Annotated in this window: 19 protein-coding genes; 4 read left to right on the top strand and 15 right to left on the bottom strand. The window is 70.8% G+C overall.

Annotation, left to right across the window (positions count from 1 at the left end):
* Nucleotides 1-65 precede the first annotated feature (65 nt).
* Nucleotides 66-3467 (bottom strand): indolepyruvate ferredoxin oxidoreductase family protein, encoded by a 3402-nt coding sequence (locus ACESM1_RS19400; RefSeq protein ID WP_372622858.1) that lies wholly within the window; start codon nt 3465-3467, stop codon nt 66-68.
* Nucleotides 3468-3578: 111 nt separating this feature from the next.
* Between ACESM1_RS19400 and ACESM1_RS19395 the strand changes: the two genes are divergently transcribed.
* Complete coding sequence (locus ACESM1_RS19395; RefSeq protein ID WP_372622857.1) at nt 3579-4034, top strand: Lrp/AsnC family transcriptional regulator; 456 nt, start codon at nt 3579-3581, stop codon at nt 4032-4034.
* A 25-nt stretch (nt 4035-4059) separates the two neighbouring features.
* Here the strand turns inward: ACESM1_RS19395 and ACESM1_RS19390 are convergent, their stop codons facing one another.
* From ACESM1_RS19390 to ccoN, 10 genes are all read right to left on the bottom strand, one after another.
* Nucleotides 4060-4614 carry a hypothetical protein gene (locus ACESM1_RS19390; protein ID WP_372622856.1) on the bottom strand — a complete coding sequence of 185 codons (555 nt, stop codon included), beginning with the start codon at nt 4612-4614 and terminating at the stop codon, nt 4060-4062.
* A 96-nt stretch (nt 4615-4710) separates the two neighbouring features.
* Complete coding sequence (locus ACESM1_RS19385; protein ID WP_372622855.1) at nt 4711-4890, bottom strand: hypothetical protein; 180 nt, start codon at nt 4888-4890, stop codon at nt 4711-4713.
* Nucleotides 4887-5048, bottom strand: a complete 162-nt coding sequence (gene ccoS, locus ACESM1_RS19380; RefSeq protein WP_372622854.1) for a cbb3-type cytochrome oxidase assembly protein CcoS — start codon at nt 5046-5048, stop codon at nt 4887-4889. Before ccoS ends, ACESM1_RS19385 begins: the two co-directional genes overlap by 4 nt.
* On the bottom strand, nt 5045-7423 hold the full coding sequence (locus tag ACESM1_RS19375) for a heavy metal translocating P-type ATPase (RefSeq protein ID WP_372622853.1): 2379 nt from the start codon (nt 7421-7423) through the stop codon (nt 5045-5047). The genes ccoS and ACESM1_RS19375 overlap by 4 nt, the downstream gene beginning before the upstream one ends.
* Nucleotides 7420-7911, bottom strand: a complete 492-nt coding sequence (locus ACESM1_RS19370; RefSeq protein WP_372622852.1) for a FixH family protein — start codon at nt 7909-7911, stop codon at nt 7420-7422. Before ACESM1_RS19370 ends, ACESM1_RS19375 begins: the two co-directional genes overlap by 4 nt.
* Complete coding sequence (gene ccoG, locus ACESM1_RS19365) at nt 7908-9422, bottom strand: cytochrome c oxidase accessory protein CcoG (protein WP_372622851.1); 1515 nt, start codon at nt 9420-9422, stop codon at nt 7908-7910. Before ccoG ends, ACESM1_RS19370 begins: the two co-directional genes overlap by 4 nt.
* A gap of 28 nt (nt 9423-9450) precedes the next feature.
* Nucleotides 9451-10323 carry a cytochrome-c oxidase, cbb3-type subunit III gene (gene ccoP, locus ACESM1_RS19360; RefSeq protein WP_372622850.1) on the bottom strand — a complete coding sequence of 291 codons (873 nt, stop codon included), beginning with the start codon at nt 10321-10323 and terminating at the stop codon, nt 9451-9453.
* Between the two features lie 13 nt (nt 10324-10336).
* The gene (locus ACESM1_RS19355; RefSeq protein WP_372622849.1) at nt 10337-10513 is read right to left on the bottom strand and encodes a cbb3-type cytochrome oxidase subunit 3; all 177 of its coding nucleotides are present in this window, start codon (nt 10511-10513) and stop codon (nt 10337-10339) included.
* An 11-nt stretch (nt 10514-10524) separates the two neighbouring features.
* Nucleotides 10525-11253 carry a cytochrome-c oxidase, cbb3-type subunit II gene (gene ccoO, locus ACESM1_RS19350; RefSeq protein WP_372622848.1) on the bottom strand — a complete coding sequence of 243 codons (729 nt, stop codon included), beginning with the start codon at nt 11251-11253 and terminating at the stop codon, nt 10525-10527.
* A gap of 14 nt (nt 11254-11267) precedes the next feature.
* Nucleotides 11268-12776 (bottom strand): cytochrome-c oxidase, cbb3-type subunit I, encoded by a 1509-nt coding sequence (gene ccoN, locus ACESM1_RS19345; protein ID WP_372622847.1) that lies wholly within the window; start codon nt 12774-12776, stop codon nt 11268-11270.
* A gap of 178 nt (nt 12777-12954) precedes the next feature.
* Between ccoN and ACESM1_RS19340 the strand changes: the two genes are divergently transcribed.
* On the top strand, nt 12955-13737 hold the full coding sequence (locus ACESM1_RS19340; protein ID WP_372622846.1) for a DUF2189 domain-containing protein: 783 nt from the start codon (nt 12955-12957) through the stop codon (nt 13735-13737).
* A gap of 12 nt (nt 13738-13749) precedes the next feature.
* On the opposite strand, the gene ACESM1_RS19335 is transcribed toward ACESM1_RS19340, so the two are convergent.
* On the bottom strand, nt 13750-16725 hold the full coding sequence (locus ACESM1_RS19335) for a calcium-binding protein (protein WP_372622845.1): 2976 nt from the start codon (nt 16723-16725) through the stop codon (nt 13750-13752).
* A 63-nt stretch (nt 16726-16788) separates the two neighbouring features.
* Complete coding sequence (locus ACESM1_RS19330; RefSeq protein ID WP_372622844.1) at nt 16789-17538, bottom strand: sulfite exporter TauE/SafE family protein; 750 nt, start codon at nt 17536-17538, stop codon at nt 16789-16791.
* A gap of 114 nt (nt 17539-17652) precedes the next feature.
* On the opposite strand from ACESM1_RS19330, the gene ACESM1_RS19325 reads away from it, so the two are divergent.
* Both ACESM1_RS19325 and ACESM1_RS19320 read left to right on the top strand, forming a co-directional pair.
* On the top strand, nt 17653-18045 hold the full coding sequence (locus tag ACESM1_RS19325) for a septal ring lytic transglycosylase RlpA family protein (protein WP_372622843.1): 393 nt from the start codon (nt 17653-17655) through the stop codon (nt 18043-18045).
* 80 nt (nt 18046-18125) lie between these two features.
* Complete coding sequence (locus ACESM1_RS19320; protein ID WP_372622842.1) at nt 18126-18674, top strand: amino acid synthesis family protein; 549 nt, start codon at nt 18126-18128, stop codon at nt 18672-18674.
* A 34-nt stretch (nt 18675-18708) separates the two neighbouring features.
* Here ACESM1_RS19320 and ACESM1_RS19315 read toward each other — a convergent pair whose 3' ends face one another.
* Both ACESM1_RS19315 and lipA read right to left on the bottom strand, forming a co-directional pair.
* Nucleotides 18709-19188, bottom strand: coding sequence for a type II toxin-antitoxin system RatA family toxin (locus tag ACESM1_RS19315; protein WP_372622841.1), 480 nt, complete (start codon nt 19186-19188; stop codon nt 18709-18711).
* The gene (gene lipA / locus ACESM1_RS19310; protein WP_372622840.1) at nt 19188-20177 is read right to left on the bottom strand and encodes a lipoyl synthase; all 990 of its coding nucleotides are present in this window, start codon (nt 20175-20177) and stop codon (nt 19188-19190) included. Before lipA ends, ACESM1_RS19315 begins: the two co-directional genes overlap by 1 nt.
* Between the last annotated feature and the right edge of the window lie 32 nt (nt 20178-20209).

Raw genomic sequence — 20209 nt, 5'->3', positions numbered from 1 at the left:
AGATGCTTCCTCCGAGCCTTTCTCCCCCACCCGGACCTTCCGGCGCAAGCGCGGGGATGCGCGGATCAGATCCGCGCCGCGATCTCCGCCCAACGGGCGCGCGTCTGCCCCACGTTGCGCGCCTTGATGGGGCCGAACCCCTTGATGCCCGCGGCGGCCTCCGCCCAGTTGCAGATCGCATCATGCGTAGCGGCGGAGAGTTTCGGCAGCATCGCTTCGATCCCCTCGCGGAATTCCGCGACGAGCGCGCGCTCCATCCGCCGTTCTTCAGTACGACCGAAGGGGTCAAGCGGGGTGAAGCGCAACGCCTTGCCGTGGCGCAGCAGCCCCATCGCCGAGAGCATCCACGGCCCGAAGCGGCGCTTGCGTGGCAGGCCTGTGTTCGGGTCGCCCTTCGAGAGCAGCGGCGGCGCCAGGTTCAGCTCGATGCGCGGCTGGCCGGCGAAGTCGCGCGCCAACTGCGCCCGCCACTCCGGCAGGCTGTGCAGCCGTGCCACCTCGTACTCGTCCTTGAAGGCCATCAGCCGGTGCAGCTGCGTCGCCACCGCGCGTGACAGACGCTCGCTGGCGAGCGGGGCTTCCGCGGCGCGGACCTTCGCAACGAAGTCGGCGTAGCGCCGCGCATAGCGCGCGTTCTGATACGCTGTCAGGTCGGCGATGCAGCGGGCGATCAGCGCGTCCAGCGTCTCCGGCGCTTCAGGGCCGGCCGCGCGCGCTTCCAGCGCGGCGCGGCGGCCGAGTGCGAAGGCCGTCAGGTTGCGCTCCACCTGCGCGCCGTTCAGGCGGATCGCCTGCTCGATCGCCGCCGCCGAGACCGGCACCAGCCCACGTTGGAAGGCGCCACCCAGCAGCCAGATGTTCAGGTAGATCGCGTCGCCGAGCTGCGCCACAACCTCCGCGCTCGCATGCAGCGGATGCGCCGCGCGGCAGGCGGCACCCAGGCTGCCGAGCATGCCGTCCACGTCGTAGCGCGTGGCTGTGTCGCGCACGAAGGCAGCGGTCGGTGCCAGATCGGCATTTACGATCACCACCGTCCGCTGCGCCCCGAGCAGCGGCCGCGCATTGCGCCCATGCGCCACCACCATGTCGGAGGCGATCAGCACATCCGCCTGGCCGGCACCGATGCGGGGCGCGGGGATGCTCTCCTCGCTCGTGCCGGCACGGCCGATGCGCAGCTGCACATGCACGCCACCGCCTTTCTGCGCGAAGCCGAGCGTGTCCACGCTGCGCGAGGGCCGGCCATCGATATGCGCTGCCATGCCAAGGATCGCGCCGAGCGCCGTGACGCCCTGCCCGCCGACGCCCGCGACCAGGATGTTCCAGGCGCAACCATCCACCGGCTCCGGCAGCACCGGGTCGGGCAGCGTGCCGTCCGGCGCGATCACCTGCTTCGGCTTCGCCGGCTCGGCACCCAGAAGGGTGACGAACGACGGGCAGAAACCCTGCACGCAGGACAGGTCCTGGTTGCACGCACTCTGGTCGATCCTGCGCTTGCGGCCCCAGGGCGTCGCCAGCGGCTCCACCGCGATGCAGTTGGAAACGCGGGAGCACTCGCCGCAATCCTCGCAGACGCGCGGATTGATCACCGCGCGCCGCTCGGCCTGCGCCGCGGTGCCGCGCTTGCGCTTGCGGCGGCGCTCCGTGGCGCACTCCTGGTCGTAGATCAGCGCCGTGACGCCCGGCACCTCGCGCAGCATCTTCTGCACCGCGTCGAGCTCCGCGCGCGGATGGAAGCTCACGCTGCGGGGCATCTCGGGATCGCCCCGGTGACGCTCCGGGTCGTCGGAGACGATGGCGATGCGCTGCACGCCTTCCGCCCTGATCTGCGCCGCGATGCGCGGCACGCCGGGCGCACCCTCCACTGCCTGGCCGCCGGTCATCGCCACGGCGGAGTTCACCAGCACCTTGTAGGTGATGTTCGCCTTCGCCGCCGCCGCGGCGCGCAACGCGAGCGAGCCCGAATGCGCCCAGGTGCCGTCGCCGATGTTGACGAAGACGTGCTTCTCCTCGGTGAAGGGCGCGATGCCGAGCCAGGGCGCGCCCTCGCCGCCCATCTGCGTGAAGGCGGCCGTGTTGCGCTCCGGCATCTTGGTGACCAGCCAGTGGCAGCCGATCCCGGCGAGCCCGCGCGAGCCCTCCGGCACGCGGGTCGAGGTGTTGTGCGGGCAGCCCGGGCAGAAGAAGGGATCACGCGCGACCAGCGGTTCGGCGGCGCCGCGCTCCAGCTCCTCCAGTTCGCGCAGCCGCGCCGCCAGCGCCTCGGTGCGCAGCGCGGGCGGCAGGCGCAGCGCCAGCGCGCGCAGGATCTGCCCCGAATCCAGCTCGCCGAGTTCGGAGAGCAGCGGCGCGCCGCGCTCGTCCCGCTTGCCGACGATGCGCGGGCGCTGCGCGAGCGGATACAGTGCGTCCTTCAGCTGCGGCTCGAGGAAGCCGCGGCGTTCCTCGATGACCAGCACCTCCTCGAGCCCCTGCGCAAAGGCGCGGGCGGCTTCCGCATCGAGTGGCCAGGCAAGGCCGACCTTCCAGATGCGCAAGCCCTGTGCGCGCGCGAACTCCGTCGAGATGCCGGCATCGGCCAGCACCTGGCGCAGCGTCGCGAAAGCCTTGCCGCGCACCACGATGCCGAAGCGGGCGTTCGGTGAATCGACAACCATGCGGTCGAAGCCGTTGGCGCGCGCGAAGGCGACCGCGGCCGGCAGCTTGAACAGGCGCAGCCGACGCTCCTGCACCTGTGCCGTGTCGGGGATGCGCAGGTGCAGGCCATCGGGCGGGAGTTCGACGCCCTGCGGCGCCTGCGTCGCATAGGCGGCCGGGTCCACGCGCAGCGTCGCAGCCGCATCCATCGTCTCGGCGACGCATTTCAGCCCGACCCAGGTGCCGGCGAAGCGCGACAGCGCGATGCCCTTCACGCCGAACTCCAGCACCTCGGCCACCTCGGCCGGGTCGAGCAGCGGGATCTCGACATCCTGGAAGGTGAGCTCGCAGCCGGAGGTGACGGTGGAGGATTTCGCCGACGGATCGTCGCCCGACAGCGCCAGCACGCCCCCCTTCGGCGAGGAACCCGCGGAATTCGCGTGGCGCAGCACGTCGCCGCTGCGGTCGGTACCGGGCCCCTTGCCGTACCAGATGCCGAACACGCCCTCATGGCGCGCGCCGGGCGAGAGGTGCAGCTGCTGGGTGCCCCACACCGCCGTTGCCGCCAGGTCCTCGTTCAGGCCCGGGTTGAACACGATGTTCGCGGCCGCGAGGCGCTTCGCCTCCTTCAGCAGCAGCTGGTCGTAACCGCCGATCGGGGAGCCGCGATAGCCGCTGACATAGCCCGCCGTGTTCCACCCCAGCGCCGCATCGAGCTCACGCCGCAGCAATGGCAGGCGGACCAGCGCCTGGATGCCGCTGAGCACCACCGGCTCGCCGGCGGCCTCCCACTTGTCCTCGAGGCTCGCTTCGGGGCGTTGCAGGCTGCCCATGCGGTCTCTCCCGTGCCGATCCCCCGACTATGGGAAGCATGGCCTGGATTGACCAGGGAGTCCTCCCGTATTCTGTCGCCAGCGGGACATGGTACGGAAGGAGCTTCCGCGATGGACGCGATCGACAGGAAGATCCTGCGGGCCCTATCGCGGCACGGGCGGCTGACCAATGCCGAGCTGGCCGAGGAGGTGGGCCTCTCCGCCTCGCCTTGCTGGACGCGGGTGAAGCCGCTGGAGCAGGCGGGCGTGATCAAGGGCTATGCCGCGCTGCTCGACCAGGCCGCACTCGGCCTGCCGGATACGGTGTTCATCGAGGTGATGATGGAGCGCCACGACGAGGAGCATCTGCGGCGCTTCGAGGCGGCGGTGAGGGACATCCCGGAGATCCTGGAATGCCACCTCGTCACCGGCGAATACGACTACGTCATCAAGGCCGCGGTGGGCGGCACGGTGGGGTATGAGCGGCTGCTCCGGGAACGGCTCTACCGCCTGCCGGGCGTGCGCCACACCCGCACCAGCTTCGCGCTGCGCTGCCTGAAGCAGGAGCTGTCGCCGGTGCCGCAGTGAGCCAGCACCGGCGGCGCCCTGTCCATCAGTTGCCCGGCAGGACGCGAACGCTCACGGATTCGACGAACACCACATCCACCTCGTCATCCCGACGCAGCGATTCGGCGAAGCGGCGCAGCTCCGGGTCGCGCAGCTGAACCTCGCGACGCGTGCCACCCGGCGTGATGAAAGCGACGAGGTTGCGGCTCGTATCCACGTTATCGATTCGCACGCGGATGCGGTCGGCCGCGGTGACGCTGCCGGCCGGCCGCCGGCCTGGCGCGGCGCGGCTTGTCACTGCTGCGGAGCCGGTCGGCCCGGCGCCGTCGGCCTTGGCCAGAGAGATGGCGACCGCCTCGGTCACCGTTGTCGCCACCCGGTCGCCGGGCCTGATCTGCGCGAAGTTGCGCACCTCCGGCCCGACGAAAATGGTGGTGAGGGATCCATCCGGCCCGGTCAGCAGCACCGAACGCTCGCGGGCGTTGGTGGTCTCGACGATCGAGACACGTTGCGCCACCTCGCCCCTGACGACGGGCTGCTGCGCGAGCGCGAGGCCGGGCGCGAAGGCCAGGAACGCCAGAAGCGGGCGAAGCGATCTCATCGCACGTCTCCCCGATGCGCGGGCCGCGCCGGCGGCCACTTCAATTGCGGCGCCAACCTGCGCGGCACGGGCCGTTCCGGCAATTGGCTCTGCGTCTCAGGGCCGTGCGGAGCCATCCAGGTGGTCGAAGTGCCGCTTCAGCAGGAACAGCGCGAACAGCACCCCGAAGCCGAACAGGCCGTAGCCGAACAGCAGGAAGCCGAGTTCCTGCGCCGCCGAGATCGCGGCCAGGCCGAGCACCGCGCAGATCGCGCCGATAACCATGAAGTAGATCATTGGGTCTTGTCCTTCCGGGGCAAGTCGTCGAACAGGATGCGGCTCGCCGCGCCGTCCAGGTCGTCGTACTGGCGCGACTTCAGCGTCCACAGGAACAGCGCCAGGCCGAGCAGGCCCAGCACAAGCGCAGCCGGCACGAGAAACACCAGGGCATTCATGCCGAAGCCTCCTTCCCCGCACGCAGCGCATTGAGGATCACGATGATGGAGCTGCTCGCCATGACGAGCGCTGCGATCAGCGGCGTGACGAAGCCGAGCACCGCCATCGGCACCGCCACCAGGTTGTAGATCAGGCTGAAGGCGATGTTCTGCTGCGCCAGCCGCTGCGCCTTGCGGGCGACGCGGATGGCCAGCGGCAGCGCCGTCAGCCCCTCCGAACGAAGCACCAGGTCCGAAGCCGCCTGGGCAAGGTCGGTGCCGCTGCCCGGGCTGACAGAGACATGGGCCAGCGAGAGCGCCGCGGCGTCGTTGATGCCGTCGCCGACCATCAGCGGATGGCGGCCTGCCGCGCGCAGCGATTCGATGCGGTGCGCCTTGTCGGCCGGTGTCGCGCGAGCCTGCCACGGGCCGATGCCGGTCGCCGCCGCCGCCGCCTCGACCGCGCCTGCGCCGTCGCCCGAGAGCAGCTCCGTCTCCAGGCCAAGTCCGTGCAGGGCCTCGACCGCCTCGCCGGCATCGCGTCGCAACCTGTCGGAGAAGTGGAACACCGTCGGCGCCTCGCCCGCCACGCAATAGACCAGCGTCATGCCGGAGCCGGTATCCTTGGCGAGCCCGCAGAACTCCGGGCTGCCGAGCCGCTGGCTGCCGCGCACCAGGCCCTTGCCGGCGATCTCCCGCACACCGCCGAGCGCCGGCGCATCCTGGCAGGCGCGCACCAGCGCCTGCGCCAGCGGATGACGGCTGGCGCGCGCCATCGCCGCCGCTTCGCGCAGCACTTCGGGGTCCAGCGTCTCGTCGGCGATCAGTTCGGGCCGTCCCTCGGTCAGCGTGCCGGTCTTGTCGAGCACGGCATGGTCGGCTCTCGCCAGCCGCTCCAGCGCGGTCGGCGAGGCCACAAGCACGCCGCGGCGGAACAGCGATCCGACGGCGGCCACCTGCACCGCCGGCACCGCGATCGCCAGGCCGCAGGGGCAGGTGACGATCAGCGCCGCGACCGCCGGCACCAGCGCCGCCTGCCAGCCTACGCCGACGCCGAGCCACCAGCCGAGGAAGGTGGCCAGCGCCACCACATGCACCACCGGCACATAGGCGCGCGCCGCGCGGTCGGCGATGGAGACGAAACGGCCGCGCCCCTGCTCGGCACGCTCCAGCAACCGCGCAAGCTGCGCGAGCGAGCCATCCTTTGCCGCTGCGGCGACGCGCATCAGGAAAGGCTGGCCCATGTTCACCGCACCGGCCGCGAGCGCTTCACCGGGCGCCATGGCGCGCGGCAGGGATTCGCCGGTGGTGGCGGAGGTATCGAGCAGCACCGCCTCCTCCGCCGTGCCGTCGAGCCGCAACCGCTCGCCGGCGGCGACCAGGACGAGATCGCCGGCCTTCACGTTCTCCGCCGGCACGGCGCGGGTGGTGCCGTCCGCAAGGCGCAGCGCGACGGTGCCTTCCTGCAGCGCCAGCAGCTCCGCCACCGCCTGGCGCGCCTTGCGCCGCATCGCGCGGTCCAGCACGCGGCCGGCCAGCAGCAGCGCGAGCAGCGAGGTGGCACCGTCGAACCAGGTGTAGGGACCGTTGCGGAAGGTCTCCGAGAGCGACATGAGCGTGGTCGCGATCACGCCGAGCGACACGGCGAGATCCATGTTCACCCGGCCCGCGCGGATCGCCTCCCAGGCCGAGCGGTAGAAGGGCATGCCGGCCACCAGCACCGTCGGCAGCGCGATCAGCGCCGCGACCCAGTGCATCGCATGCCGCGTCGCCTCCTCCATGTCCGTCCCGACCCAGACGGCGATGGAGACCAGCATCACGTTCATCGAACCAAAGGCGGCGATGCCGAGCGCGCGGATCAGCGCGCGCCCTTCGGCGTCCTCGGTCGCGCGCAGGCAGGCCGGCGACCAGGGCGCCACCTTGAAGCCGAGCCGCGCGACCAGGCCGGCGAGCTCGTTCGCCCGCCGCGCTTCGCCGCGCCACGCGACGGAGAGCCGCCGCGTCGAGAGGCTGGCGCGCGCCTTCAGCACATCGGGCTCCGCGGCCAGCGCCTGCTCCACCAGCCAGACGCAGGCGCCGCAGGTCAGGCCACTGACGATGAGGTCGAGCTCCATCATGCCGTCGCGCACCGCCCGGGCATGCGGGACGAAATCGCAGGACAGCGTCTCGGGCGGGCGCAGCGTGCCGGCCGCGGTCTCCTGCCGGCGGTAAAAGGCGTCGAGGCCGAGACCGCGCACCAGTGCGTGCGCGCCGGAGCATCCGGTGCAGCAGAACTCTCCCTGGCCGGGCGCCAGCTGCTCGCCGCAATGCGCGCAGACGGCGCGCGAGAAGCCGGCACTCGCGGACCCCAGGCTGCCGGGCGCGACGCCCTCGGGAACGGCGGCGGAGATGGTCACCGCACCAGTACCCGCTGGCGGATGTCGAGGCGCTGGCCGCGCGTGCCGTGCAGCGAGAGCCGCGCCTCCCACTGCCCCCGCGCCGGCGTGTCGGCGAAGGCGATGAAACGGCCGGGTCCGGCGGCGACGAAGTCGAGTGCGATCTCCACCCCTTCCAGGGGCCGCAGCAGCACGCCCTCCATCCGGCCACCCACCGGCAGCCCCTCCCGGTCGTTCACGGCAACCGCCAGCGCGCTGCCGTCCAGCGCCACGCGCGCCGACCAGCCGAGTGCGTCCTGACGCGCCGCCTCCGCCAGCACGGCGTTGTAGGCGCGGCCGCGGTCATAGGACTGGCCGGTGGTGACGCCGGTGAAAGTGGTGACCGAGGCGACCACCAGCACCAGGTTCACCGCAATGATCACCGCGAAGGCGCCGACGAAGGCCCAGGGAATCCAGCGGCTGCGGTTGGGGTCGAAGCCGGAGTCACGCGGCCGGGTGGTGTCGCTCATCGGCGGGTCTCCCCATGCGGGCCGAGGAAGACGCTGCTGGTCCGCACCACCGTGCGGCCGCGCGCATCGAGCAGGCGGAAGGTCACCGGCGTGCTTTCAGGCTGCCGCGCACCGGGCGAACGCGTGGCGAGCGCGCGCCACTGGGTGATGCCGTCGCCGCGCGTGGTGACGCGGAAGCGGTTCGGCCCGATCTCCTCCGCCTCCTGGATCGTCAGCCGCAGCGGGGCGGCGCTTTCCATCACCAGCGTCAGCTCACCGGCCTCGCGCGCCTTGTTGGCGATCTTCAGCGTGTAGGCATTGCGGATGCCGCCATCGGCCAGCGTGACGAAGAGCGGCGCGCGGTCGCGCAGCACCGCCAGCGTCACCTCCTGCCGCAGCAGCCAGGCGCCGAGCATCACCGCCATCACGGCGGTCAGGACGCCCGCATAGATCAGCGTTCGCGCGCGGATGAACTTCGGCACATGGCGCACGCCCATGCCGGCCTGGGTGCGCGCGGCGCAGGGCGGGATCGCCTTGGTCGCGACCTCCGAGGCGGCGATGTTCTTCAGCGTCTCGAAGGCGATCAGCCCTGTCGGGCGATCAAGCTTCTTCATGATGTCGTCGCAGGCATCGATGCAGAGGCCGCAGCCGATGCATTCCAGCTGCTGGCCGTCGCGGATGTCGATGCCGGTCGGGCAGACATTGACGCAGGCGCGGCAATCCACGCAGTCGCCGCGCCCTTCTTCCTTCAGCTTGCCGCGCGGCTCGCCACGCCAGGCGCGGTAGGAGACGACGAGCGAGTTCTCGTCCAGCATCGCGGCCTGGAAGCGCGGCCATGGGCACATGTAGGTGCAGACCTGCTCGCGCGCCCAGCCGGCAAGGAGGTAGGTGGTGAAGGTGAACAGGCCGAAGAAGAAATAGACCTGGGCGCTGGCCTGCCCGGTGAGGATCTCCACCGTCACCGTCGGCGCATCGTTGAAATACATGATCCACGCGCCGCCGGTGGCTGCCGCGATCGCCACCCAGGCGGCATGGGTCAGCGCCTTCTTGCGCCACTTCTCCGCCGTCCATGGCGCCTTGTCGAGGCGCATGCGCTCGTTGCGGTCGCCCTGGATCTTGCTTTCGACCCACATGAACAGGTCGGTCCAGACCGTCTGCGGGCAGGCGAAGCCGCACCAGACGCGGCCGAACAGGCTGGTCGCCGCGAACAGTCCGATCGCGCCGAGGATCAGCAGGCCGGTGAGGAAGTAGACCTCCTGCGGCCATATCTCGAAGAAGAAGAAATAGAGCCGGCCGTGTTCCATATCCACCAGCACGGCCTGGTCCGGCGCGGTCGGCCCGCGGTCCCAGCGCAGCCACGGCACGAGGTAGTAGACCGCAAGGCACAGCGCGAGCACCGCCCATTTCGCGCGCCGCACCGGCCCGGAGACCGCCTTCGGATAGACCTTCTGGCGGTTGGCGTAGAGCGGCTGGTCCGCGGCGGGGATCTTCCCCGCCGGTTGCAGCTTCCTCTTGGCCGTGACGTCGTTCATGATCGTCTCTCCGGGACGGGCCGCGCGCTCAGTTCTCGCCGCCGCCCAGTGCGTGCACGTAGACGGTGAGCATGTTCACCGTCGCCGCATCCAGCCGCCCGCCCCAGGAGGGCATCACGCCCATTCGCGGATTGCCGATGTAGCGGGCGATCGCCGCCTTGTCGGATGCGTGCAGCCACACCTGGTCGGACAGCCGCGGCGCGCCGAGGTCGCGATTGCCCTCGCCGTTCTCGCCGTGGCAGGAGGCGCAGTTCTCGGCGTAGAGCGCCTTGCCGCGCTCCACCCCGGCCGCGTCGGTGGAACGGCCGCTGAGGCTCAGCACGAATTCCGCCGTGTCGGCCGCCTGCGCCGTGGTCAGCACACCATCGGCGACGAAGCGCGGCATCATGCTGGTGCGCTCCTCGTCGCTTTCGCCGGCGCGGATGCCGTGCTGGATGGTTGCGCGGATCGCCTCATGCGTGCCGCCCCACAGCCAGTCGTCATCCGCCAGGCTCGGGAAACCGCCGACGGCACCCTGGCCACCGGCGCCGTGGCAGGCGGCGCAGTTGTTGGCGAAGGCGATGCGCCCGCCCGCCATCGCGAAGGAGCGCAGTTCGGGATCGGCCGCGATCTGCTGCGGCGTGGCCGCGCGGATGCGGCTCATCATCGGGCCCATGCGTTCGTCCGCGGCGGCGACCTCCTGCACCACCGCTTCGCGCGCGATCCAGCCGGTGGTGCCGGTCCAGCCCTGGATGGGGAAGGCCGGGTAGAGCACCACCCACACCGCGGAGAAGGCGATGGTCGCGTACATCACGTAGAGCCACCACTTCGGGAGCGGCGTGTTCAGCTCCTTCAGCCCGTCCCATTCGTGGCCGGTGGTGTCGGTGCCCGTCAGGGCATCCTTCTCGATCTTGGTCGGCATCTAAGGCGATCCCTCAGCGCTGACGGGAGGAGGGCGGCTCGTCGCGCAGCGGGATCTCGCCCGCGCGCTCGTAGCGGCGCTTCCGCCAGGGGGCCATCACGTAGAGGATGATCCCGGTGAACAGGAGGAAGAACCACGCCACCCACAACGTGGAGAGCGTGGATTGCAGGGAGGCCAGCGTCTCGAGCATCGCCATCCTCCTCACTGCTGCCGTAGCTGCTCGGGGGTCACGTCGCGGAACTGCACGAGCGTGCCGAGCATCTGCAGATAGGCGACCACCGCGTCCATCTCGGTGACGGTGTTCGGATCACCGTCGAAGGCGCCCTGGCGGGCGCGGGCGTAGCGGCCCTGGTAGCCGGAGGGGTCGTTGTCGGGCCGCGCCTGCGCCTCGAGGTCGGCGCGGGCGTTCGCGATCATCTCGTCCGTGTAGGGCACGCCGATCGCTCGCTGCGCACGCAGGTGATCGGCGATGTCCGCGTAGTCTAGCGGCCGGTCGAGAAAGGCGTAGGGCGGCATGATGCTTTCCGGCACCACCGCGCGCGGGCTGCGCAGATGCGCCGCCTGCCAGTCATCGGAGTAGCGGCCGCCGACGCGCGCGAGGTCCGGCCCCGAGCGCTTCGAGCCCCACTGGAAGGGATGGTCATACATGCTCTCCGCGGCCAGGCTGAAGTGGCCGTAGCGCTCCAGCTCGTCGCGGAAGGGGCGCACCATCTGGCTGTGGCAGGTGTAGCAGCCCTCCCGCACGTAGATGTTGCGTCCGGCAAGTTCGAGCGGGGTGTAGGGGCGCACGCCCTCCACCCGCTCGATCGTGGTGGCCACGGTGAACAGCGGCACGATCTGCGCGAGCCCGCCGATCGAGACAGTGATGAGCGTGAGCACGCCCATCAGCACCACGTTCTTCTCGATGACTGCGTGGTTGAACCATTTCATCTTCCCGCCCTCCTTCACGCGGCGGCGGCCGGCACGGCGGCGATCGGCGCGGGGGCGGCGACCGCCTCCGAGCGCTCGCCGCGGGTGACGGTCATCCAGAGGTTGTAGACCATGATCAGCGCGCCGGTGAGGTAGAGCACGCCACCCATCATGCGGATCACGTAGTACGGGTGCATCGCCGCGACGGTCTCGATGAAGCTGTACTGCAGGAAGCCGTTCTCGTCATAGGCGCGCCACATCAGGCCCTGCAGGATGCCCGACACCCACATCGCGGTGATGTAGAGGACGATGCCCAGCGTCGCGATCCAGAAGTGCCAGGAGATCAGCTTCTCGGAGTACATCCCCCGCTTCGCCCAGAGCTTCGGGAACAGCCAGTACATCGCCCCGAAGGTGATGAAGCCGACCCAGCCCATGGCGCCGGAATGTACGTGGCCGATGGTCCAGTCGGTGTAGTGGCTGAGGCCGTTCACCGCCTTGATGGACATCACCGGGCCTTCGAAGGTGGACATGCCGTAGAAGCCCACCGCGGTGACGGAGAAGCGCAGCGCCGGGTCGGTGCGCAACTTGTCCCACGCGCCCGACAGCGTCATCACGCCGTTGATCATGCCGCCCCAGCTCGGCATCCAGAGCATCACGCTGAACACCATGCCGAGCGTCTGCGCCCAGTCCGGCAGGGCGGTGTAGTGCAGGTGGTGGGGACCGGCCCAGATGTAGAGGAAGATGAGGGACCAGAAGTGCACGATGGACAGGCGGTAGGAGTACACCGGCCGCTCCGCCTGCTTCGGGATGAAGTAGTACATCATCCCGAGGAAGCCGGCGGTCAGGAAGAAGCCCACCGCATTGTGGCCATACCACCACTGGATCATCGCGTCCTGCACGCCGGACGCCAGGCCGTAGCTCTTGGCGTGCCCCATGGTGATCGGCAGCGCGAGGTTGTTGCCGATGTGCAGCATCGCCACGGTGACGATGAAGGCGAGGTAGAACCAGTTCGCCACGTAGATATGCGGCTCCTCACGCCGCGTGATGGTACCGCCGAAGGCCACGAGGTAGTGCACCCACACAACGGTCAGCCACAGGTCCACGTACCATTCGGGCTCGGCGTATTCCTTGCCCTGGCTGATGCCGAGCACGTAGCCGAGCGCGGCGGCGACGATGAAGAACTGGTAGCCCCAGAACAGGAACCACCCCATCGACTCCCCGCCGAACAGCCGCGCGCGGCAGGTGCGCTGCACGACATAGAGGCTGGTGCAAATCAGTGCATTGCCACCGAAGGCGAAGATCACGGCGCTGGTATGCACCGGGCGCAACCGCCCGAAGGTGGTCCATTCGAGATCGAGGTTCAGCAGTGGCCAAGCGAGCTGGGAGGCGATGAGCACCCCCATGAGGAAGCCCACCACGCCCCAGAAGACGGTGGCGATGGCGAAGGCGCGAATCGGCGCCTCCACATAGGCATCGACCCGCACGGCGCTCGGCGCGCCCGTTGCGGGTTCGGCCAGCCCTGCGGCGTAGCCTGTTGCTGACATGAGGTGGTCTCTCCCTCCGCGCGCCCAGGGGCGAAAGCCGAGTCGGGAACCGACCGGCACGTGGCGGCAGAAGACCTCCCATTGCGGGAGGCGTCCTTGATCAGGATCAAGTCCTGCTGCACTGCACTCCGCCTAATGTCGCGCCACAGGGTGAGGACCCCTGGGGAGGAGTGCCGCCATGCCCAACGACATCGTCGAGCCTGCCGGCCCGGCCGCGCCGACGCAGATCCGCCTCGTCTCGAAGGACCGGCCGTGGAAATGGGTGGAGGCCGGCTGGCGCGACCTGATGGCCGCGCCGCATATCGGCTTCTTCTACGGCGGCGCGGTGGTGGCCGCGGGCTGGGCGCTGGTGCTGCTGCTGATCGCGGTCGATGCGATGTGGGCCGTGCTGCCGGCCGTGGCCGGCTTCTTCCTGGTGGCGCCGCTGCTCGGCGCCGGCCTCTACGAGACCAGCCGGCGGCGTGAGCTTGGCGAGCCGATCTCGTTGCCCATCGCCTTCATGGCCTTCCGCCGCAACGCCCCGCAGCTCACCCTGATGGGCGCGGTGCTGCTGATCATCAACCTGTTCTGGGTGCGTATGGCCGGGTTGCTGTTCATGGTGTTCTTCGGCCTCGGCTTCTCGCCTTCCATCGAGCAACTGCCGCTGGCGCTGCTGCGCTCCGACCAGCTGCTGCCCTTCCTGGTCGTCGGCACCGGGGTGGGCTTCGTGCTCGCCTCGATCGCCTTCGCGGTTTCGGCGGTGTCCATCCCGATGATCGTGGACCGCGACATTTCCGCGATCGAGGCGGTGGTGGTTTCGATCCGCGCGACGCTCGACAACTGGCGCGCGATGGCGTTCTGGGCGGGCCTGATCGTGGTGTTCACCGCGATGGCGCTGGTGCCGTTCTTCCTTGGCCTGGCACTGGTGCTGCCGCTGATCGGCCACGCCACCTGGCACGCCTATCGCGACCTGGTGCGCTGATCCGGCCGGGTCTCAGCCGATAAGGATGTCCTGCACGCGGATCGCGCCAGGGCCGAGGCCCTCGATCAGCACCGACCCGCCGAGGGGAAAGGCGAGTTCCAGCCCCCCTCCCACGGCGCGGATCTCGGCGAGAGCGGCAGCGGCGCTGTGATGGCCGGTGCCGACCAGCAGCAGCACATCGAGGCCCGGCGCGAAATCGGCGATCCGGTCGCGCCCTGCCTCGCCGCGTAGCGCGAACACATCCTCCCCCGCGCCGCCCAGCAGCGTGTCGTCGCCCGCCCCGCCATCGAGCGTGTCGGCCGCGCCGCCGCCGGCCAGCAGGTTCGCTGCCCCGTTCCCCGTGATCAGGTTGGCGAGCCCATTGCCGTAGCCCGCGACCACGCCGCCGAGCAGCGCCAGAACCTCGACATTCGCAGGCAGCGCATAGATGCCGCCCGACATCGAGACGCCGACAGTGTCGATGCCGGCCCCCGGCTCCTCCAGCACGCGGTCTTGCGGACCGCGCACGAGATAGGTGTCGTCGCCCAGCCCGCCGAACAGCAGGTTGCCCGCACCGGTGCTGCCAGTGGCGTCCAGCGTGTCCGCGCCCTCGCCGCCGCGCAGTTCCGCACCGCCATCGGGGCCGGCCCGCAGCAGGTCGTTGCCGCCACCGCCGTCCAGCCGGTCGCGGCCCGGCCCGCCCTCCAGCGTATCGGCGCCGAGCCCGCCGACCAGCGTGTCGTCATTGGCATTGCCGCGCAGCAGGTCGTCGCCATCCTCGCCCATCACCAGATCGTTGCCGCCACCGCCTTCCAGCAGGTCATTGCCGCGGCCGCCCGCGAGCACGTCGCTCCCCTGGCCGGCGAGCAGCGAATCGGCCCCTTCGCCGCCCAGCAGCATGTCGTTGCCGAGGCCGCCCTCCAGGCGGTCATTGCCGTCGCCGCCCTCGAGGAAGTCGTCCCCCGCATCGCCGGCGAGCGTGTCGTCGCCGGCCTGCCCGTGCTGCCAGTCATTGCCGGCGCCGCCGGCGAGGCTGTCGGCGCCGCCACCGCCGTCCAGCGTATCGGGGCCTTCGCCGCCGTCGAGGGTGTCGGCGTTGGCGCCACCCAGCAGCAGGTCGTCGCCGTCGCCGCCCAGCAGGGATCCGCGCCCCGCGATGCCGCGCAGCGTGTCGGCGCCGGCGCCGCCTTCCAGCGTGTCCGCACCGGTGCCGCCTTCCAGCAAGTCGTCACCGGCCTCGCCCGCCAGCCGGTCGTCGCCCTCGCTGCCCAAAAGCGTATCGCGCCCCCCGCCACCCAGCAGCGTGTCGGCTTCGGTGCCGCCGTCGAGCCAATCATCCCCATCTCCGCCGGAGAGGCTGTCCGGCCCCGCGGAGCCGAACAGCGTGTCGTTGCCTGCGCCGCCATGCAGCGTGTCGGATCCGGCGCCGCCATCGAGGCTGTCGGCGCCGGCCTCACCGAACAGGAGGTCGTCGCCGGCCTCACCGAAGAGGGTGTCCTCGTCATCGGCTCCGAACAGCAGGTCGTTGCCGCCGCCGCCGAGCAGCAGGGCAGCATCCGCGCCGCCCTCCAGCGTATCGTCACCGCTCGCGCCCTCCAGCGTGTCGGCGCCCCCCTCGCCACGGAGAAGGTTGTTTCCCTCGTTCCCGACGAGCTGGTCGGCCAGCGCGGCGCCGTAGGCAGCCAGGTCGCCGGCGCCCTCACGGATCCGCAGACGCTCGATCCCCGGCAGGATGGTGGCGAGGTAGCGCACCACCATGGTGTCGAAGCCCTCATCGGGCAGTTCCAGCACCAGGTCGCCGTCATCTTCGAGCAGATAGATGTCGTCGCCCTCGGCTCCGGCCAAGCTGTCCGCGCCCTCCCAACCATCGAGCGTGTCCGCCCCCTCCCCGCCGAACAGCGTGTCGTTGCCGAGGCCGCCGAGCAGCTGATCGTTGCCCGCGCCGCCGTCGAGCAGATCGTCCTCGGTGCTTGCATCCAGCACGTCGTCGCCATCGCCGCCGTGCAGCGTGTCGAAGCCGGCGCGCCCCAGCAGGCGGTCATTGCCGTCGCCGCCGTGGAGGAGGTCGTCACCGGTGCCGCCATCCACGATGTCACGGCCGGCGCCGCCATCCAGCGTGTCGGTGCCGTTCAGCCCGCGCAGCGTGTCGTCGCCGTCGCCGCCACGGAGGATGTCGTTGCCGCCAGTGCTGGCTCCGCCGACGATGCTGTCGGCATTCGCACCGCCGTCCAGCGTGTCGTTGCCGAGCCCGCCATCCAGCGTGTCGGCTCCATCGCCACCTTCCAGGATGTCGTTGCCGTTGCCACCGCTGAGCCTGTCATCCCCACCGAACCCGAGCACCAGGTCGGCGCCGGCGCTGCCGTCGAGCGTCTCGCCCGCCTCGGTCCCCTCCTGCAGGAGCACAGCCGGGCCGGGCGCGAGCACGGTGACCGGGAGCAGGTAGGCGACGGGCGGATTGCGGCCGTCCCAGGCCTCGACCATCACCTCCCGCGTGAGGCCGGCGAAGGCGAGCAGGTCCACGCCCGGCAGCAGCGTCAGCACGTCGCCGACCATGCGGAAATAGGCCGAATCCGGCCAGGCGACCTGGTAGGTCAGCGGCGTTTCGGTATCCGGGTCGGTGCCGATGACAGTGCCGATGGGCGCGCCGACATCATTCGCCAGCACCGTGCCGCCGCTGAGCCAGGCGAGGCCGGTGGGCGGCGTGTCGTCGAGGTCGAGCAGCGCCACCTGCCAGCCGTCACCCACCGCCTGCCAGCCAGCGGCGGTGCGCACCGACAGGCCGAAGGCAAAGACCGCGGGGCCCAGCGCCTCGGAGTCGAAGGCCTCGACAGGCGCGAGGGTGAGCGTCTGCCGCGCGCGATCGAACACCGGCTCGAAGCGCATGGCGTCCGGGCCGGTGAGCACGGCTTCGAGCACGCCGCCGGACAAGCGGAGCGTGGCTTCCCAGTCGCCGGGACGGGCATTCTCGAAAATGGTGTCCGGTATCGTCCCGGATACCGTGACGGACATGGCGGCCCCTTCTGGGTCGAGGCCGGGCTTAGCCCCGCAGGGGTTGCGCGGAGGTAAACCCGGTCAGGCGACCAGCCGCCACGCCATCCCGGCCAGCACCGTCGCGTTCAGCGCGAACAGCGCGGCGCCGGCGAGCTGCAGCCCCTCCCCGGCGCGGCGGAGGAACAGCCGGCCCAGCAGCGCCACGCCGACCAGCGCCGGGATGGTGCCGGCGACGAAGGCGGCCATGGCGATGGCGCCGGCCAGCGCGCTCCCGGTCGCGGCCGCGCCCGCCAGCGCCGCATAGAGCAGCCCGCAGGGCAGCGCCGAGAGTGCCAGTCCGAGGCCCACCCCGCGCCAGCCACCCGGTGCGGCGAGCAGCGGCGCTATGAGATTGCCGAGCCGAGCCCCCGGAGCCGGCAGCGCCGGCAGGCGCAGCCACCTGCCGGGGCGGAAGCGCTGCGGCAGGCGGGAGGAGGCCTGGGCCGCCATCAGCAGCGCCGCCGCCAGCAGCAGCGCGGCGAGCAGCCAGCGCAGGCCGCTCAGCTGGCTGATCAGCCCCGCCGTGCCGCCCGCCAGCGCGCCGAGGCCCGCATAGCCCAGCATCCTGCCGAGATGGTACGGCACCAGCGCCGCGCCGGAGAGCCGCGCGAGCATGCCCCCCGCTGCGCTGCGATCCGCCAGTGCGCCGGCCTGGGCCAGCACGAAGGGCGCGCACATCCCCGCGCAATGGGTTACGCCACCGGCCAGCCCGGCGAGGAACAGCGCCAGCGCGACCGCCGGCAGGCCGCCGGGGCCGATCGCCGTCAGGTCGTGCAGGCAATTGGCGAGCATGCCCCCTTCCACCATGGCAAGCCGCGCCCGTCCTTGCGGTGGATCAACCGATGGGACGCTGCGCGCGTACACTCCAGGGTTGCAATCTCGGTCGCCACGGGGTTTGTTGCGGGGATGACAGCGATCCACCTGTGGCGCGGGGCCCTCCCTGCCCTTCTGGCGCTGGCCTGCCTCGGCCCGCATCCCGCCCTCGCCTTCGAACCGCAGCGCGGTACGGCCTCGGTCTATGACGCGGACCAGTTCGCCGGGCGACAGATGGCCAATGGCGACCGCTTCGACCCGGCGGCGAACCATGCCGCGCATCGGCACCTGCCCTTCGGCACGGTGGTGAGCGTCACCAACCTCCGCACCGGCGCCTCCACCATCGTGGTGATCTCGGATCGCGGGCCGTTCATCCCTGGCCGGATCATCGACCTCTCGCCGCGCAGCGCACGGGCCATCGGCATGGGCATCGGCCTCGCCCCGGTGGAGATCCGGCCGCTGGAGGAAGTGGCGCAGGCCCCCTGAAACGGGCCGGTAGAGGTGCCGCCGGGCGTGATGTGCCGGGCGCGCCGTGGCAGCATGGCCGCGGTCACGGAGAGCCCGACATGCTGCACATCCGCAAGCTCGCCACTTGGCGGGAGGAAATCCACGGGGAACTCGGTACCGTGCCGGAGCGGCCTGTGGTGCGCGCCGTGGCCCTCGCGGCCATCCGCAACCCCTTCGCCGGGCAGGCCGCAGTGGAGGATCTGACGCCGCTCTGGGCAGCTGGCGCCGAGTTGGGCGAGCGGCTGATGCCGGGCCTCGTCGCGCTGCTGTCCGGGCCGGCCGTCTCCTACGGCAAGGCCGCGGTGGTGGGCGTCGCCGGGGAGGTGGAGCATGGCGGCGCCTGCGTGCATCCTCGGCTCGGCAAGCCGATGCGCGCGGCGCTCGGCGGCGGCCAGGCGCTGATCGGCAGCGTGGTGAAGGTGGCAGCAGCGGGGACGCCGGTGGACATCCCGCTTGGCCACAAGGACGACCCCTGGAGCTTCGCGCATTTCGACGCGATCACCGTCGCCATGGCCGATGCGCCCCGGCCGGACGAGATCCTGGTGGCCATGGCGATCGCCGATGGCGGCAGGCTGCGCAACCGCTGCGGCGGCGCGCCGGCCAGGTAATCCGCGAGTCCGGGGGAGGCGGCGACCTGCCGCCTCAGCCCGACGTCGAGGGGGCCGGCTCCGTCGGTGCGGTGCGCACGCGGTCCCGCCCGTACAGCACCATCGCCCGCCGCTCGAAGGCGCGGACCATCAGGCGCACCGCCTCGTTGAAGACGGTGCCGATCACCGCCTGCAGCAGGCGCGACTTGAACTCGAAATCCACGAAGAAATCGACCTCGGTCCCGTTGGGGCCGGGGTTGAAGCGCCAATGGTTGTTCAGGTAGCGGAAAGGGCCGTTGAGGTAGCGGACGTGCACGTGGTGCGGGCGCTCCAGCGTGACCTGGCTGCGGAAGGTCTCGCGGAACATCTTGAAGCCGATGGTGAGGTCCGCGATCAACTCGCTGTCGGTGCGGGAGACAACCCGCGCGCCGACGCACCAGGGCAGGAACTCCGGATAGCGGCGCACATCGGCCACCATGTCGAAGAGTTGTTCCGGCGAGTACGCCAGCACCTTCTTCTCGGCATGGGTCGGCATCAGGCGGCCTTGGGTGCCGCGTCGCGCGCCGCACATAGCTGCTCGTCGCGCGCGCTTCGCAGCGCGGCGAAGTCGCGGTCGGCGTGATAGGAGCTGCGAGTCAACGGCGTCGCGGACACCAGCAGGAACCCCTTGCCGCGCGCGACCCTGGCATAGTCCTCGAACTCCTCGGGCGTGACGAAGCGGTCCACCGCGGCGTGCTTCACCGTTGGCTGCAGGTATTGTCCGATGGTCAGGAAATCCACCTCCGCGCTGCGCAAATCGTCCATCACCTGCAACACCTCGATCCGCTCCTCGCCGAGCCCGACCATCAGGCCGGACTTCGTGAAGATGGAGGGGTCGAGCTGCTTCACCCGGTCCAGCAGCCGCAGCGAGTGGTAGTAGCGCGCGCCAGGGCGGATGGTGGGGTAGAGCGCCGGCACGGTCTCGAGGTTGTGGTTGAACACGTCCGGCCGCGCGGCCACCACCACCTCCAGCGCGCCGTCCTTGCGCAGGAAGTCGGGCGTCAGGATCTCGATCGTGGTGGTCGGGGTCGCCTGTCGGATGGCACGGATGGTCTCTGCGAAATGTTCCGCGCCACCATCGGCCAGGTCGTCGCGGTCCACGCTGGTGACGACGACGTGCTTGAGCCCGAGCCTGGCCACCGCGTCACCCACGCGCCGCGGCTCGTCCGCATCGAGCGGCCTGGGAATGCCGGTGGCGACATTGCAGAAGGCGCAGGCGCGGGTGCAGGTCTCGCCCATGATCATCATGGTGGCGTGGCGCTGCGACCAGCACTCGCCGATGTTCGGGCAGGCGGCTTCCTCGCAGACGGTGACCAGCTTGTGCTCGCGCATCAGCGCCTGGGTCTCGCGATAGACCGGGCTGGTGGGCGCCTTCACCCGGATCCAGGCGGGCTTCCGCTGGATCGGGTTGTCGGGACGGTTTGCCTTCTCCGGGTGCCGTTCGGCCCCGGTCCGGCGATGGTCGATTTCCACGCGCGTGGTCATGGCCGTGACTTGGCGCTGCCGGTGCCCCGCGT

It is taken from the genome of Falsiroseomonas sp. (genome assembly GCF_041690465.1).
In the GTDB taxonomy this organism is placed as follows: Bacteria; Pseudomonadota; Alphaproteobacteria; order Acetobacterales; family Acetobacteraceae; genus Falsiroseomonas.
The sequence above is the reverse complement of the archived record's forward strand: the minus strand, read 5'-3'. Positions and strand labels throughout refer to the sequence as shown.